Source organism: Acinetobacter baumannii (genome assembly GCF_009759685.1).
Lineage (GTDB): Bacteria > Pseudomonadota > Gammaproteobacteria > Pseudomonadales > Moraxellaceae > Acinetobacter > Acinetobacter baumannii.
Genome location: NZ_CP046654.1, coordinates 1,808,925 through 1,824,664, shown reverse-complemented (window position 1 = coordinate 1,824,664; position 15,740 = coordinate 1,808,925). Strand labels below are relative to the sequence as shown.

Genomic DNA, 15,740 nt, shown 5'->3' with positions numbered 1-15,740 from the left:
CGCGGGTTTTTTCGACTAAAAAACTTCTCTATTACTTAAGAGATGCTTCATAAGCAGCAGCTTTTTCATAGTCGTATTGTTTTTCCCATTTACTGATTACAAGTACAGCAAGCGCGTTACCTACAACGTTCAACGCAGTACGAGCCATATCCATGATACGGTCAACACCAGCAATAAATGCTAAGCCTTCTACAGGAATACCAACACTGCCTAATGTCGCCAATAACACAACAAATGATACCCCAGGAACACCTGCAATACCTTTAGAAGTAATCATTAACGTTACAACTAAAATCACTTGTTGGCTGATTGACATTTCAATACCGTAAAGCTGTGCAATAAAGATTGCTGCGATACTTTGGTAAAGCGTAGAACCGTCAAGGTTAAATGAATAACCAGTTGGGATTACAAAACTAGAAATCGCTTTTGGCGCACCATAAGCTTCCATTTTTTGCATAATACGCGGTAAAACTGTTTCCGAACTTGCAGTCGAATACGCCAAAATTAATTCATCTTTCAAAATCTTAAACAAAGTAAAGATATTGATGCTGAACATTTTTGCAGTAATACCTAAAACCACTAAAGCAAAGAATAAGATTGCACCATAAACCAATACAACCAATTTACCCAATGGAATAAGCGAAGCAAAACCGAAGTTTGCAACAGTTACAGCGATTAAGCCAAATACACCCACTGGCGCATATTTCATGATGATGTGTGTTACACGGAACATTGTTTCCGATACAGCATGAAATACATTTAATAATGGGTCTTTTGTTGTTGCTGGTAATGAAGATAAACCAATACCAAATAGCACAGCAAAGAAAATCACTGGCAACATTTCGCCATGCGCCATTGAACTAATAATGTTCGTTGGGATAAGCGATAATATCGTCTGGATAATACCATGAGACTGTGACTGTACTTCTTCAGTTGTATGCTTATATTGAGAAATATCAGTTTGTACCAGTTGAGACATATCAATGCCTGAACCTGGATGGAAGATATTCGCTGCAAACAAGCCAACCAAAATAGCAATAGTAGTAATAATTTCGAAATAGAGAATGGTTTTAAAACCAAGACGCCCTAGACTTTTTGTACTGCCAACACCAGCAATACCTAAAATCAATGTAGAGAAAACGATTGGGATTACAATCATTTTAATCAGGCTAATAAAGATCTTACCTAATGGAGTAAGAACGTTATTTACAATACTATCTTTGATTTCAGGCTGGTTATGTAAAACAGCCCCGACAACTATCCCTAGGATTAAAGCAATTAAAATTTGCCATGCAAGGCTAAATTTAAAATTCTTCATAAGACAATCCTTATGCACCGCAAAGTATCAAATATGAGAGGGAGAAGACCACTACTTTAGAGTGAAACCTCAATATGTACACGAATTTCCAAACAGAAATTTAAATGCACAAGCAAATCACAACCCGCCGATCCGGCGAAGTAAACAACAATGCCTGTTGACGATCCAACATGTCAACGATCGGCACATTCTATTGAGATTTGCCAATTAAACAAGTCCAATTTATATCTAAATAGGTCAAAGCCTAGATTTATCCGTCAATAATCTATAAAAACAAAAACTTAACAAAAAAGTTTTTTGTATCCATTTTCATTAAAAATTGCTCAGATATATAAAAAAATTTATGGACGATGACTTATAATTAAGTAGATTTTAAAATTAAGAATACCTTAAAAATATTGGTTTTATTTACAACGAATTAAATGATATATCTATAAAATATCAACCCGAGTTCTGCGTCCTGCAAAACTCGGGTAAATGAGGTTGTGCTTTCAGGGTATATAATTCTTTTTATCGCTTCCGTTCTAACATCTTATCCGTGATGTCGTTCCATATCAGCTTAGTGCATCCTTACTTGGGATTATCCATTCCCGCTTCCGTGTGCCGATGAATGTAGAATACGGGTTTTAACTCTGTCTGCCTATTGGACCTAGACTCAAATCTTTGTACGTTATTGCTTACAACTCACTTTATATATTTTTCTCTTTATAAGGCTGTGCAATTTCATCAGTCACGATTTTTTCTTCTTTTTCAGCTTTAGCAATACCTTCTTGTATCGCGGCTTGAGCTTCTTCTTCATCGGCTTGAGTTTGTTCTAATTCCTCGTGAATCTCTTCAAATATTCGACCTGTTTGTAAAACGACATAGACAGGAAAATGGTCTGATCCAATATGAGATAAACGCTGCATTTTTACTAAACCGAAGTCTGTACTATGAAAGATATGGTCAAGTGACCAGCGCAATAAAGGATAGTCCGCATGAAAAGTATTAATAAAATGTCGCCCCACTCGTGGATCGAGTAGCCCACTAATACGTTGAAATAAACGGGTTGTTCGTGACCACGCTACGTCGTTTAAATCCCCCATCACAATACAACTTTCATCAAGATCTTTAATTTGGTCTCCGACAATTAAAAGCTCAGCGTCACGCAGTGTTGAATCTTTTGCTTCAGTTGGGCTAGGTGGCTTAGGATGTAAACAGTAGAGCTGAACAGGCATGCCAGATCGCAAAATTACCGTGGTATGAATAGAAGGTATTTCATTACTTAAAATGAATTTAACCTCAGTATTTTTAAGCGGTAACCGGCTATATAAATGCATCCCGTATAAATTATCTAAAGGTACGGGCACACGGTATGGATAATCTTTCTCGATCTCTTTTAAAGCATTTTCCCAAGTTGTATCGCTCTCTAAAGTAAGCAATAAATCAGGTTTCAACGTCCGTACATGCTCAAGTAATAAATGATATTTATCATTCGGGGTGAGCACATTAGAAACTATCAGTGAAATCTGTTTTGTAGGATCTAGCTGATGCTGTTTGACCTTTTTAACCTGTTTTTTCCAAAACAGCGTATACGGTAAAACCATTTTAAGTTGGTAGGCAATCGCTGCGATGAGTACCGCAAGCAAAAGCTCACGCCATACATCCCATTCGGTCGGCCAAAACAACATACCAATTAAAGCAATTAAGCCAATAAACAGAATTTGTAATCTTGGAAAATCTGCACCTCGAAACCACCACTCATCACGAGGAATAAGTGACCAGAAGCTTAACCAAATCACCACTACTGCCAGTACTTCGATATAAATCATTGAAATTACTCTTTTAAGATGATTTGTTTTTTAATGTTTTTGTCATCTTTATCAATTTTGTATGTAACATAAACAAGATATTCTACTCAATAAAATTGCTGTTTTGATTCTGTAACGCTTGCAGTTGTGAGCACTTTTGATACACTCAACTCCCCCTTTAACAATTTTAACGCACCGAGGCAAAATGACATGAAAGTAGGTCTGGTCGGTTGGCGCGGGATGGTCGGTTCCGTCCTTATGCAACGTATGGTTGAAGAGAATGATTTTGCTCATATTGAGCCATTCTACTTCTCTACCAGTAATGCAGGTGGTGAAGCTCCTTCATTTGGTGGTAAGACTGCCCCAGCACTTATGGAAGCTACAGACATTACCAGTCTGAAGCAAATGGATGTCATTATTACCTGTCAAGGTGGTGACTACACGTCTGAAGTTTTCCCAAAGTTAAAAGCAACTGGTTGGGATGGCTACTGGATTGATGCGGCATCTACTTTACGTATGACTGATGATGCAATCATCGTTCTTGATCCGGTTAACCTTAATGTAATTAAAGACGGCTTAGCGAAAGGTACTAAAACTTTCGTTGGTGGTAACTGTACAGTATCACTCATGTTGATGGGTGTTGGCGCACTTTTCCAAAATAATTTGGTTGAGTGGATGACTGCAATGACTTATCAAGCGGCATCAGGCGCTGGCGCACAAAACATGCGTGAGTTGTTAACAGGTATGGGTTATTTATATAACAATACCAAGACTTTGTTAGACGATCCTAAATCTGCAATTCTTGATATTGACCGTCAAGTTGCCGAGTTACAACGCGGTGAAGGTTTCCCTTCTGCGAACTTTGGTGTGCCACTTGCTGGTTCATTAATTCCTTACATTGATAAACAACTTGAAAGCGGTCAGTCAAAAGAAGAATGGAAAGGACAAGTTGAGACCAACAAGATCTTAGGTAACTCTCAAATCGTTCCTATCGATGGTCACTGTGTTCGTATCGGTGCAATGCGTTGCCACTCTCAAGCATTAACCATCAAATTGAAAAAAGATGTTCCGCTTGATGAGATCGAAGATATGATTCGCAACTCAAACCAGTGGGCTAAAGTTGTACCAAATACACGTGAAGCATCAATGACTGATCTTACACCTGTTGCTGTAACTGGTACCCTAACTGTACCTGTAGGTCGTTTACGTAAACTCAATATGGGTAAAGAGTACCTCGGCGCATTCACAGTAGGCGATCAGTTACTTTGGGGTGCTGCTGAGCCTCTACGTCGTATGTTACGTATTTTAGTAGAATACAAAAGCTCATAATTTGATCTGAATTATTCAGTCAAAATAAAAAGCCGATCACATTTGATCGGCTTTTTCGTAACTGGTTTGTAAAAAATTAACAATTTATTTACATTCCATTATTGTATAATTTTGAACGACTTTACGACTGATCAGGTCATGGATTGAGATGACTGCATATAACAAATTAAAAATTGCCATTTTCACCATTATGTCTTCGCCTTCTATTTATGCGATTACATTAGATCCTATTCAAATTCAATCTGCACCTGGGGAATTACTTTATGCAGAAATGAATTTTCAGCAAGCAGATCCTAATACCCCATTGCAAGTCAGTTTGGCCACTCAAGATGATCTCAATGGTTTGGGAGTAACTCATCAACCTCCGGGTAACCTAAACTTTTATACACGCCAAAATGGTCAGGGTTCTGGCGTTATTGTGATTACCTCATCGCGTCCTATTATCGATCCTGAACTGAATATTGTCGTAAAAGTCAGTGAAGGTAACGCAACCCGTCTTCAACATATTAAAACCGTTTTAAAGCCATCGCCTATAAAAAAAGCCGCCATTAACGAAAGTCCACTTTCACCGCAATTTATCGTAAATGAAAAAGATATCGCACTAAATTTACCTGAAAGTACTCAGTACACACCTACTGAAAATACATCAAACGTGGCTGAAACCACAGGTAATGAACATAATCTAAATATTAGCACTGGTACTGCTCCAGCTTTGAATAGTTCTAGCCCTGCTCCTGTGGCTCCTTTTACCGAAAAACCTTCGACTCAAACACCTCAGCCAACTATAGCTACAATGAATATCGAATCATCGGCTGTAGAGAAACAACCCTCGACTTCACTCAAATCAAGTGGTGGCAATCAAACAACTACCGTCAAAAAAGCAGCGCAATCTAAAACTGCTCAACAAAAAAATGTATTAAGTAAAAATGCGTCGAAAAAGCAAAAAATTAGCACTTATAAAGGCCCGGCACCTACAGGTAAATATATCGTACAACGTAACGAGTCTTTATGGAGTATTGCCAATCGTATTGCAGCACAAACTAAACAACCTGTAGCTAAAGTCATGAGAGATATCCAAGCTCAAAATCGACATGCTTTTATTCAAGGCGATGTAAACCGTTTACGTCAGGGAAGTTCGCTAAACTTAACAACAAATACAACTAAAGCTTCCCATTTAAAACCTAAATCGAGTGAAGCTCACTTGGCAAAACCCTCTTCTGGCAGAGCTAAATATCGTTTACAACAAGCTGAAATGAGCATTGTGGCAGAGAACAGCCCAAATTTTGCTCATGGAAGTGCAAAAAAGAGCACACAACAAAGTCAAAACAATACTGAGTTAGCAGTAAAAGTTATGACAACTCGCAAAAAAACCGTTACATTACAAAGGAATGTAACCAAACTAAATCAAACTTTAAGTTTAAAAGACCAACGTATTCAACTCTTGAATGCGCGTTTGGCAGAGTTACAACAGCAATTACAGGCACAGCAACAAACTCACAAGCAAAAACATTAAGTTAAAACCAGAGTTAGCACGCTTTATATTGCAAATATTTATTTTTTAAGGGGAAAGTAATGTTATATGTGATTCCGTTTATCATATTACTCGTGGTCGCCGTTATTTTAAAAAAACGCGAGAATAGTCAAAAACAAGAGGCCACTTCCCCAAAAAATATAAATAGAAAATCCGGCAAAAAAGCGAGTGCTAAATCAAGCAAAAGCTCGCGTGAAAAAATAAAAGCCAAGGTCATTGAGGAAAATATTCCTGCTATCCCTCAAAGTAATCCTGTACCGGAAGCTTTACGACACAATATTCAACAGCTCATTCAAGAAAAACAGTTTTCAGCAGCTGAAGCTCAAGTCAATCAGGCGCTAAAAAAAGATAATACTCAACATGAACTGTATTTATTACTTCTTGAAATTCATATTGCTCAGAAAGATGAATTTGCAATTCAACAGTTGATTAGCCATATTCGTAGCTTAGGTTTAAATGAAATAGCAGCTCAAGCAGAAACTCGACAAAAAGAATATGAATCATCCAGACAACCTGATGCTATTGATTTCCCTCAAGCTCAAACATATGAAGAACCGAAAAACACAGACACAACGGCTCAGTTCGATGAATTAACAACAAGTTCTTCCGAGGCTTCTTTTGATGGCCTACAGAAAGACTATACGCCGGTAAAACAAGAACCTGCTGTTGAAATTGAACCTTTAGAGTTTAACTTTTCATTCGAACAGACTTCGGCTACGGAAAATACCAACCGACCAGCACAACAACCTGAGTTATCATCCACTCAAGAAACAAATGAGCTGGCCGATTTAGAGTTTTCTTTTGACTTGGCCCCTCTGCATGAAACTGAGGAAAAATCTCAAGCAGTAGAGGTAAAAGCAGACCAAGAAAATAGCATCAATGCATTAGATTTTAACCTTGACTTAAATCCTTCAAGTCCAGAGACGAAATCTGTTGAACAAGCTCCATCATTAGATGAAATTAAGCTCATAGAACAAACCCCATTAGAAGCGACTTCTATCGCACCTCTTGAGTTTTCATTAGATGAGCCTGCCTTAGTTACAGCGCCAGAGATTGAAATTCAAAATAATGAGGTAGTAAACGAAAGGGTTACTCAAACCCAAATAGAGGATCCGCTTTTAGAAGCTTTTCCAGAATTAAAACAAATAAATGAAAATGAACTCGATTTAAAATTAGCTGAACAATACATTAAGTTTGGAGCGAACCAAGCAGCGCGTAATTTACTACAGAGTAATGAGCAAAAATTCAACACAGAACAACAACAACATGCGAAAAACCTACTTAATCGCATAGCTTCTTAGAACTGTTCGATTTACCATAAGCAGTCAGAGATGACTGCTTTTTTATGCCTGCAAAAAGATGAAAAAAATAGCTTTATTTTATATGGGTGGTACTTTTGGTTGCATTGGTGAACCTTTAGCTCCTATGCCTTATGACCAATTCCTACCTCAACTTGAGAAAGTGATTCCCCCACACTTAACAGTTGATTGCTTTGCTGCGCCCAATATTGTCGATAGCAGTGCATGTACAGCACCTGACTGGTTACGCCTAATTCAACGCATACAACAACTACAACTAGAAGGCTATCAGCATTTTGTTGTGATTCATGGTACAGATACGCTCAGTTATGCAGCTGCGACTTTAGCTCGCTTTTTAGGGCAAAGCTGTCATATTGTGATTACTGGTAGCCAATACCCGTTACTCAATATTCAAGGTGATAACACCCGTGAATTTACTGATGCAATTGAAAACTTATATCTTGCATTAGAGAAGGTCATTGCACTTCCGGTTGGTGCTTATCTCGCTTTCCACCATCAAGTATTTCACGCACAAACTGCATTAAAAACGCATACCACTGAACTTGATGCATTTTCAGGGTTAAGTAGTAACGTTGAGTTTACGCCTCAGCAAAATGAATTGATCGTACAAGATGCTCAAATTGAAAAAGCTGCTTCCTTTCAGATTTTAAACTGGATGATGCAACCGATTGCAACACAGCATTTAGTACAACAATTACGTCATTTACTGCCTGCCCCACCACACTTTTTAGTGTTGCAAGGTTTCGGTACAGGTAATATCGCCGTAAACGATGAATTTTTGGCAACATTAGATGAACTCTATGCTCGTGGATGTGTACCAATTTTGGCGACACAAGTCACTTTTGGGGGTATTGACCAACGTTATGCAATTAGTGCTTGGGCCAAAATTGCAAAAATTGTCATTAATGATGCCCATAGCCATGCAGATCTCTATGCAAAAGCGCTTCAAATCTATTTAAAATACCCAACCCCCGAACAATGGTTGAACCATTGGAATGAAAATCTGCATTAAATAGAGGTGAAGCCATGCAACGTTATGCGGTCGGTATTGAATTTAGTGGTATTCAATATCGAGGTTGGCAAACACAACAGCCAGGCGTTGCCAGCGTTCAGGAAACTATAGAGCGTGTACTCAGCAAAATCGCGGATGAACCGATCACACTTCACGGTGCAGGTCGAACAGATGCAGGAGTACACGCAACAAATATGGTGGCCCATTTTGACACCAATGCAATTCGTCCAGAGCGTGGATGGATCATGGGAGCAAATAGCCAACTTCCTAAGGATATTTCAATTCAGTGGATTAAACAGATGGATGAAGAGTTCCATGCACGTTTTAAAGCCACTGCTCGTCGCTACCGCTATGTTGTATATAACGCTCCACATCGCCCTGCACTTTTACATAAACAAGTCACGCATATTTATCAAAAATTAGACGTGCAAAAAATGATTAAAGCTGCCAGCAAATTTGAAGGTACGCATAACTTTGAAACCTTCCGTGCAGCAGCCTGCCAGTCAAATCAACCTGTACGACATGTAAAGCATTGCCGTTTGTTTGAACATGGACGTTATTTGGTTTTAGATATTCAAGCTGATGGCTTTTTACATCATATGGTTCGAAACATTATGGGTTGCTTACTTGAAATTGGGCAAGGCATGTATGAAATCGACCATATTGATACAATGTTCGCAGCCGAAGATCGAAAGGCAGCAGGAATTACCGCCCCACCTGATGGTCTCTATTTTATTCAATGTTATTATCCCGAGCAGTTTGACTTACCACAACCACCGCTCGGGCCACATTGGTTAAACCTACCTGAGTAGGCTTAACCAATTTTTAGTTCTAACGATGTTGCTTACGCTTACGGTACTCAACCGGTGTTTCGTTAGTCCAGCGCTTAAACGCGCGGTAGAATGTACTCGGTTCAGAAAAACCTGTTAAATACACAATACGCTCAACACTCTCATTAGTGTTAGCTAAAAGTTTTTTAGCTAAACGACAACGGTAGTCAGAAAGTATTTGCTGGAAGCTGGTATTTGCTTCACTTAACTGCGTCCGTAAACGACGCGGCGTAATATTTAATTGTGCCGCTACGGTTTCTAGCGTCGTTTCTCCACTTTCAAGTGTCGAACCAATCGCACGACGAACCTCACCCACTAAATCATAACGGGCAAGTTCTTGTAACTTTTCAATCGCCAATTGTTCATGCAATTGAAGTAATTCAGGCTCTGCCTGCCAAAGCTGAAAATCTAAAATGGCAGGGTCAAAATATAGCCGTGTTTCTTTCTGCCCTAAGCTTACCGGACAGCCATAGACACGGAAGTATTCATCTTCAGAAGCACCTTCACTGAAATTAAAATCAATGAAGATCGGATGAAACTGGCCTTCGGTAATAAATTTGAAGAATCTGAGCACACCTGAAATCGCACATTCTGAAAAATGACGATTAACAAGGTTGTCTGCCCCTACCTGCTCACCATTGGTCAAATAGCAGCGTCCATCTTCAACCACCAGTTTTGCATCAAATGCATCACTAATGAGACGCTGGTAAGCCAAAGCTCGTTTAAGCCCTTCACCAAAAGTTTCACTACTAATAAATAAATGTTCAATCACCTGACCACGGTACAAAGGTAAATGCTCACCTAAATGCAAACCGATGTCTGGATCTTTACTGACTTCCTGAGCAGCAGTCCAAAAGGCATACTGCGCACTTAACGGAGTACGTGCGTTTGTATCGACCTGATTTAAAGCGACTCCCGCTTTAGTTAATATTTCTTCTGTTGGCAATCCTGCACGACGAATTGCTTGATAGCCAAAACGTAATACAACTGATGCATCTGTTAGCTGACCCACGCAGTGCCCTTCCATGTAGATACTTCATTGATACTTAGGAGCTGTTGACTCTTTATGCATGAACAGTCCCTAATAACTATGATTTTAGATTAGCGTTGATTGACCAAACTGACAACAGAATTAGAGTTCTTTTGTGAAAAAAATTACATCTTTTTTATTAGTCATACTTTAACCAGATGCTTTCACAAGAAGATGTCTATCTTGTTTTTTTTAAATAAATTGACTATAATTTGCGCCTTTCCAATTTGATCATCAGGTAGGCTATGGCCAATAAAGAGGAACTCATTGAGTTCGAAGGCGTTGTCACCGAAACGCTTCCTAATACGATGTTCCGTGTACGTCTTGAAAACGGTCACGAAGTTATTGCACACATTTCTGGTAAAATGCGTAAACACTATATTCGTATTCTTACTGGCGACAGTGTGAAAGTCGAAATGACTCCATATGACTTAACCAAAGGTCGTATTACGTACCGTGCTCGCTAATTAGTGAATGCAAAAAAGCCACTTCATCATGTGGCTTTTTTATTGCGTTTTTTATTCACTTAATCGACTGGTTTTACATCCCACCGTTTGGCATTCACGCAATCTTTCTTGCAGCCAATGGTTTCTTTCTTGCGTTGTCTGTAAACGACACTGCACGTCTACGCTATTTCTATTAGAATCTGTACATTCAGCATCACGTTGGCGTATCCAAGCAAGCTGCGACCTCTTAAGTGTATTTCTTTGTACTGTATTTAATTTCGCTCTTAATGCCTGATAATTCTTATTCAGGTCTGCATCAGCACTCGCATAGATTTTATTGGTACAGTAAATATCATCATAAGTATTACGAGCACTATCACAGTTATCAGCATAGACCGCGGTTATTCCGAAACACAAAAAGGCAAAAACTATTTTTTTCATACTCTTCTTCCTTAAGTTTTGGGCAATTATTATTAGTCTGTAAATATAAGAATAAGTCTAAAGGTAAACTCACCTTCTATTTATCATAATCCTGCTTTTTTACTTTACAAGTTAGCAAATCCAACCTATTGTTCTTTAATGATAAATATAATTCTATATAGAGAAAAAATGAATACATCTACCTTATGTCAAATGAGTTTGCTTTCATTCATGCTGCTTAATATTAACGGCTGTGCTAGTCATCCACGCCAATCTGTAGATTTGCAAGAATATTTAAAAAATTTTATAGGCAAATCATCTACAACGATTCAGCAAGATCTCAACTTACAGAGTCTTGGCTTTCAAGTCGCCCGCACACCACAAAAAACTTCTGATCAACTTATTTATACGATTTTACGGCCCTTAAGCATCCCAATTCCGATGGTGAGTAATGTCGATATGAGAGGTGGTTCTGTTCCCATACAATCAGGTAATTTGAGCGGCAACTCTTATGATATTAACTTTAATTGCAAGGTTATTTTTAAGCTCAAAAATGACATTGCCGAATCTATTCAATACGAAGGTAAAGCTTGCTAAACACAACCATAAAAAAACGCAGCTTTAAGCTGCGTTTTTTAGCAAAGTAGCGATTAAGCAAGAGCAGCAACAACTGCTTCACCCATCTCGGCTGTACCAACTTTAGTCATGCCTTCAGACATAATATCGGCTGTACGTAAACCTTGATCAAGTACTTGCCCTACTGCATCTTCAATTGCTTTAGCAGCAGCTTCTTCACGGAAGGTATAACGAAGCATCATCGCAACTGAAAGAATGGTTGCCAACGGGTTTGCAACGTTTTGCCCTGCAATATCAGGCGCTGAACCATGACAAGGTTCATACATGCCTTTGCCATTTTCATCTAAAGAAGCCGATGGCAACATACCAATTGAGCCGGTAAGCATTGCTGCTTCATCAGACAAAATATCGCCAAACAAGTTACCTGTCACGATTACATCAAACTGTTTAGGCGCACGTACAAGCTGCATGGCAGCATTGTCCACATACATATGTGAAAGCTGAATATTTGGATAGTTGGCTTGCTGTAAATCCGTGACCGTTTGCTTCCAAAGCTCTGTTACTTCTAAAACATTGGCCTTATCTACAGAACACACTTTACCGCCACGCAATCCTGCAAGTTCAAAAGCAACTTTTGCAATACGCTTAATTTCGCTTTCAGAATAAACGTCAGTGTTATAGCCCTGTTTTTCACCATTTTCGAGTTCACGAATACCACGTGGTTGACCAAAATAGATACCACCAGTCAATTCACGAACGATCAAAATATCTAAACCAGCAACTATCTCAGGTTTTAAGCTAGAAGCATCGGCTAATTGTGGATATAAGATTGCTGGGCGCAAATTAGCAAATAAGTTAAGTTCACTACGAATTTTTAAAAGACCGCGTTCAGGACGGATAGAACGTTCAATAGTGTCCCACTTTGGTCCGCCAACAGCACCTAATAAAATGGCATCAGCCTTCTTTGCTTGCTCGCTAGTTACTGCTGGGTACGGTTCTCCATGAGCATCAATCGCTGCACCACCTAACAAGCCATGTTCCCAAGTCAACGACAAATTAAATTTTTCATTTACTTTATTTAATACTTTTTCTGCTGCCCCAACAATTTCAGGACCAATCCCATCGCCAGCCAAAATTAAAATCTGTTTAGACATGAAGTTTTCCATTTTCAAAGACAAGACAGCGTTACGACTGCCGTGGTGTTAGTTTTTTCTGTTCGAGAAATTCACCTAGTCCTGTGGTGACATCAAATGGTCGACAAAAACGGCGAATTACCCGCCCATCCTGCTCTAAGTCAACACATAATGGATCTGGTACAGAAACATTCAGCAAACTACCCGAACGGTTAGATTTGTCTCGGTACATTTTAAACATATAGCGATGGTTAGCTTTGAATTGGTGAATAACATGAATCGTTTCAGCCCGATCTGGAGAAATCGGATAGTAACGAATCACCACTTCATATTGTTTGGCAGGCACAGATAGATACAAACTATTGCTTTGACTTAACACCGAACCATTTAATCTCACAATTCCTTGATGAATTGCCTGATTACTAATACGACGTGTCTGTGCATCAACAACAGTAATATCATTTAGCCGTTCAAATTCGCAACTTTTTGCGCCCGAACAATATATTGCTGCATTCTGCCCCAAATTTTCTTGTTCAGCCTGCTTAATACGAACAGTATCCACTACATTGTAAGTGCTCTGACAAGCACTTAGTGTTATCGCGCACAGGCTCAACAAAAAGCTATGAGTAACGTTCCTCTTCATTGTTCAAGCCCAATCCTCATCTAGTGCATAATTTTAAGCTGTTGTTATGCTTTAGCATGTTAGCAAGAGTTTGAACACGACGCCATGACTATGTTTAAAATGTACCGAAAGGTTAATTTATCTCTTGGAATACCCAAGGACGAACCTGTTTGGTTTTTTCTTCATAAGCGCGAATTGCGTCCGCATTTTGAAGTGTCAAGCCAATATCATCCAAACCATTTAACAAGCAATGCTTACGAAATGGATCCACTTCGAATTTAAATGCTTCTCCAGTTGGTGTACGAACTTCTTGCGCAGCCAAATCAATTGTTAATTGATACCCTTCTTGCGCAGCACATTCCTTAAATAACTGATCAACAATGTCTTCAGGCAAAATGACTGGCAACATACCGTTTTTAAAACAGTTATTAAAGAAAATATCAGCAAAGCTTGGCGCAATAACGGTACGGAAACCATATTCATTTAATGCCCAAGGTGCATGCTCACGGCTTGAACCACAACCAAAGTTAGTACGAGCAATTAAAACGGTTGCCCCTTGATAACGTGGCTGATTTAAAACGAAATCCGGATTTTTTGGACGTACTGAATTGTCTTGTCCCGGATAGCCTTCGTCTAAATAACGAAGTTCATCAAATAAGTTGTCGCCAAACCCAGTACGTTTAATCGATTTTAAAAACTGTTTTGGAATAATTAAATCTGTATCAACATTGGCACGATCTAATGGTGCAACGATACCTTGTTCAACTGTGTAAGCTTTCATGGTTTGCTCCAGACCGAATTAAAATGAACGAACGTCAACAAAATGACCTGCAATCGCAGCCGCTGCTGCCATTGCCGGACTGACCAAGTGAGTACGGCCACCATTACCCTGACGACCTTCAAAGTTACGGTTCGAGGTTGATGCACAATGCTCACCCGGTTGTAACTTGTCTGCGTTCATTGCTAAACACATTGAGCAACCCGGCTCACGCCATTCAAAGCCAGCTTCCAAGAAAATTTTATCCAAACCTTCTTTTTCAGCCTGTTGTTTAACTAAACCAGAACCTGGAACAATCATGGCTTGCTTAATGCTAGGTGCCACTTTACGGCCTTTAACTACTTCAGCAGCAGCACGAATATCTTCAATACGTGAATTCGTACAAGAACCGATAAAGACACGATCAAGCTGAATATCAGCTAATGCCTGACCTGCATTTAAGCCCATATACTGATAAGCACGTGTCCAGTCATTGCGTTGTACGTCATCTTTCGCTTGTTCTAAAGTTGGTACAGCTTTCGAGACAGGAATAACCATCTCAGGTGAAGTACCCCAAGACACTTGTGGTTCAATCTCCGCACCATTTAATTCAACAACTGCATCAAACACAGCATCATCGTCTGAATGCAATGTGTTCCAGTAAGCAACTGCTTGATCCCATTGCTCACCTTTTGGTGCATAGCTACGACCTTTTACGTATTCAATGGTTTTATCATCAACAGCAACCATACCCACACGAGCACCAGCTTCGATCGCCATGTTACATACTGTCATACGTCCTTCAATCGACATATCACGGAATACCTGACCACCAAATTCGATTGCATAGCCCGTACCGCCAGCGGTACCAATTTTACCGATAATGGCTAACACTACATCTTTTGGTGTTACACCTTTACCCAATACGCCATCGACGCGAACTAACATGTTTTTAGATTTTTTCTGAACCAAACATTGTGTTGCTAATACATGTTCAACCTCAGATGTCCCAATACCATGTGCCAAGCAACCGAAAGCACCGTGAGTCGCTGTATGTGAGTCACCACACACCACAGTCATACCCGGTAAAGTTAAGCCTTGTTCAGGACCAACAACATGCACAATACCTTGGCGAATATCATTAATACCGAATTCAACGATATTAAATGCCTTACAGTTATCATCTAAGGTCTGAACCTGAATACGAGATGTATCATCTTCAATACCAGCGATGCCCTGATCACGTTCTTTTTTAGAGGTTGGAACGTTGTGGTCTGGGGTAGCTACGTTTGCACTTAAACGCCATGGTTGACGACCAGCAAGTTGCAAACCTTCAAATGCTTGTGGACTTGTTACTTCATGCAATAAATGACGGTCGATATAAAGTAAGCACGAACCATCATCACGCTGAGTAACTACGTGGTCATCCCACAATTTGTCATATAAAGTTTTGCCTGCCATGTCGTCTTGCTCCATTGGACTGGGTAATTCTAATCTTTCTTCGATTATAGCCAGAGTTTTACATAAATCTAATTTATCATTTTTATAAATTAGAAAACTTTTAGGAATCATTCCTGAATGTTTTAATATCGGTCAAAATATATAAATCGGATTTGTTAATGATTAT

Annotated in this window: 15 protein-coding genes; 7 read left to right on the top strand and 8 right to left on the bottom strand. The window is 39.3% G+C overall.

Annotated elements, in window-relative coordinates:
* Positions 1 to 31: 31 nt before the first annotated feature.
* On the bottom strand, positions 32 to 1,318 hold the full coding sequence (gene gltP / locus GO593_RS08655) for a glutamate/aspartate:proton symporter GltP (RefSeq protein WP_000787677.1): 1,287 nt from the start codon (positions 1,316 to 1,318) through the stop codon (positions 32 to 34).
* 689 nt (positions 1,319 to 2,007) lie between these two features.
* A complete protein-coding gene (locus GO593_RS08650) occupies positions 2,008 to 3,129 on the bottom strand; it encodes an endonuclease/exonuclease/phosphatase family protein (protein WP_000639217.1) in 1,122 nt (373 codons plus the stop codon).
* Between the two features lie 189 nt (positions 3,130 to 3,318).
* Here GO593_RS08650 and asd point away from each other — a divergent pair, with 189 nt between their 5' ends.
* The 5 genes from asd (at position 3,319) to truA (ending at position 9,111) form a co-directional block, all read left to right on the top strand.
* A complete protein-coding gene (asd, locus tag GO593_RS08645; RefSeq protein ID WP_000862762.1) occupies positions 3,319 to 4,437 on the top strand; it encodes an aspartate-semialdehyde dehydrogenase in 1,119 nt (372 codons plus the stop codon).
* 148 nt (positions 4,438 to 4,585) lie between these two features.
* A complete protein-coding gene (locus GO593_RS08640) occupies positions 4,586 to 5,950 on the top strand; it encodes a type IV pilus assembly protein FimV (RefSeq protein ID WP_000128063.1) in 1,365 nt (454 codons plus the stop codon).
* Between the two features lie 59 nt (positions 5,951 to 6,009).
* Positions 6,010 to 7,269, top strand: coding sequence for a hypothetical protein (locus GO593_RS08635; RefSeq protein WP_000967563.1), 1,260 nt, complete (start codon positions 6,010 to 6,012; stop codon positions 7,267 to 7,269).
* A gap of 58 nt (positions 7,270 to 7,327) precedes the next feature.
* Complete coding sequence (locus GO593_RS08630) at positions 7,328 to 8,299, top strand: asparaginase (protein ID WP_000717069.1); 972 nt, start codon at positions 7,328 to 7,330, stop codon at positions 8,297 to 8,299.
* Between the two features lie 14 nt (positions 8,300 to 8,313).
* A complete protein-coding gene (truA, locus tag GO593_RS08625; protein ID WP_001190102.1) occupies positions 8,314 to 9,111 on the top strand; it encodes a tRNA pseudouridine(38-40) synthase TruA in 798 nt (265 codons plus the stop codon).
* A gap of 19 nt (positions 9,112 to 9,130) precedes the next feature.
* Here the strand turns inward: truA and GO593_RS08620 are convergent, their stop codons facing one another.
* Positions 9,131 to 10,141, bottom strand: coding sequence for an AraC family transcriptional regulator (locus GO593_RS08620; protein WP_002009591.1), 1,011 nt, complete (start codon positions 10,139 to 10,141; stop codon positions 9,131 to 9,133).
* A gap of 263 nt (positions 10,142 to 10,404) precedes the next feature.
* Here GO593_RS08620 and infA point away from each other — a divergent pair, with 263 nt between their 5' ends.
* Positions 10,405 to 10,626, top strand: a complete 222-nt coding sequence (gene infA / locus GO593_RS08615) for a translation initiation factor IF-1 (RefSeq protein WP_001284370.1) — start codon at positions 10,405 to 10,407, stop codon at positions 10,624 to 10,626.
* 51 nt (positions 10,627 to 10,677) lie between these two features.
* Here the strand turns inward: infA and GO593_RS08610 are convergent, their stop codons facing one another.
* Entirely contained in the window at positions 10,678 to 11,046 is a 369-nt protein-coding gene (locus tag GO593_RS08610; RefSeq protein WP_000724603.1) for a lysozyme inhibitor LprI family protein, read from the bottom strand.
* A gap of 168 nt (positions 11,047 to 11,214) precedes the next feature.
* Here GO593_RS08610 and GO593_RS08605 point away from each other — a divergent pair, with 168 nt between their 5' ends.
* Entirely contained in the window at positions 11,215 to 11,622 is a 408-nt protein-coding gene (locus GO593_RS08605; RefSeq protein WP_001098159.1) for a hypothetical protein, read from the top strand.
* Positions 11,623 to 11,675: 53 nt separating this feature from the next.
* On the opposite strand, the gene leuB is transcribed toward GO593_RS08605, so the two are convergent.
* From leuB to leuC, 4 genes are all read right to left on the bottom strand, one after another.
* The gene (gene leuB / locus GO593_RS08600) at positions 11,676 to 12,755 is read right to left on the bottom strand and encodes a 3-isopropylmalate dehydrogenase (protein ID WP_000043186.1); all 1,080 of its coding nucleotides are present in this window, start codon (positions 12,753 to 12,755) and stop codon (positions 11,676 to 11,678) included.
* Between the two features lie 31 nt (positions 12,756 to 12,786).
* The gene (locus tag GO593_RS08595; RefSeq protein WP_001984507.1) at positions 12,787 to 13,377 is read right to left on the bottom strand and encodes a hypothetical protein; all 591 of its coding nucleotides are present in this window, start codon (positions 13,375 to 13,377) and stop codon (positions 12,787 to 12,789) included.
* Positions 13,378 to 13,489: 112 nt separating this feature from the next.
* Positions 13,490 to 14,137, bottom strand: coding sequence for a 3-isopropylmalate dehydratase small subunit (leuD, locus tag GO593_RS08590; RefSeq protein ID WP_000649450.1), 648 nt, complete (start codon positions 14,135 to 14,137; stop codon positions 13,490 to 13,492).
* Positions 14,138 to 14,155: 18 nt separating this feature from the next.
* Positions 14,156 to 15,574, bottom strand: a complete 1,419-nt coding sequence (gene leuC, locus GO593_RS08585; protein WP_000907601.1) for a 3-isopropylmalate dehydratase large subunit — start codon at positions 15,572 to 15,574, stop codon at positions 14,156 to 14,158.
* Between the last annotated feature and the right edge of the window lie 166 nt (positions 15,575 to 15,740).

Excerpts from the sequence above, each read along its gene's own strand:
- GO593_RS08595 (WP_001984507.1), bottom strand. The coding sequence starts at position 13,377 with ATGAAGAGGAACGTTACTCATAGCTTTTTGTTGAGCCTGTGCGCGATA.
- leuB (WP_000043186.1), bottom strand. The coding sequence starts at position 12,755 with ATGTCTAAACAGATTTTAATTTTGGCTGGCGATGGGATTGGTCCTGAA.
- leuC (WP_000907601.1), bottom strand. The coding sequence starts at position 15,574 with ATGGCAGGCAAAACTTTATATGACAAATTGTGGGATGACCACGTAGTT.
- GO593_RS08635 (WP_000967563.1), top strand. The coding sequence starts at position 6,010 with ATGTTATATGTGATTCCGTTTATCATATTACTCGTGGTCGCCGTTATT.
- infA (WP_001284370.1), top strand. The coding sequence starts at position 10,405 with ATGGCCAATAAAGAGGAACTCATTGAGTTCGAAGGCGTTGTCACCGAA.
- GO593_RS08630 (WP_000717069.1), top strand. The coding sequence starts at position 7,328 with ATGAAAAAAATAGCTTTATTTTATATGGGTGGTACTTTTGGTTGCATT.
- leuD (WP_000649450.1), bottom strand. The coding sequence starts at position 14,137 with ATGAAAGCTTACACAGTTGAACAAGGTATCGTTGCACCATTAGATCGT.
- GO593_RS08605 (WP_001098159.1), top strand. The coding sequence starts at position 11,215 with ATGAATACATCTACCTTATGTCAAATGAGTTTGCTTTCATTCATGCTG.
- GO593_RS08640 (WP_000128063.1), top strand. The coding sequence starts at position 4,586 with ATGACTGCATATAACAAATTAAAAATTGCCATTTTCACCATTATGTCT.
- GO593_RS08650 (WP_000639217.1), bottom strand. The coding sequence starts at position 3,129 with ATGATTTATATCGAAGTACTGGCAGTAGTGGTGATTTGGTTAAGCTTC.
- gltP (WP_000787677.1), bottom strand. The coding sequence starts at position 1,318 with ATGAAGAATTTTAAATTTAGCCTTGCATGGCAAATTTTAATTGCTTTA.
- GO593_RS08610 (WP_000724603.1), bottom strand. The coding sequence starts at position 11,046 with ATGAAAAAAATAGTTTTTGCCTTTTTGTGTTTCGGAATAACCGCGGTC.
- truA (WP_001190102.1), top strand. The coding sequence starts at position 8,314 with ATGCAACGTTATGCGGTCGGTATTGAATTTAGTGGTATTCAATATCGA.
- asd (WP_000862762.1), top strand. The coding sequence starts at position 3,319 with ATGAAAGTAGGTCTGGTCGGTTGGCGCGGGATGGTCGGTTCCGTCCTT.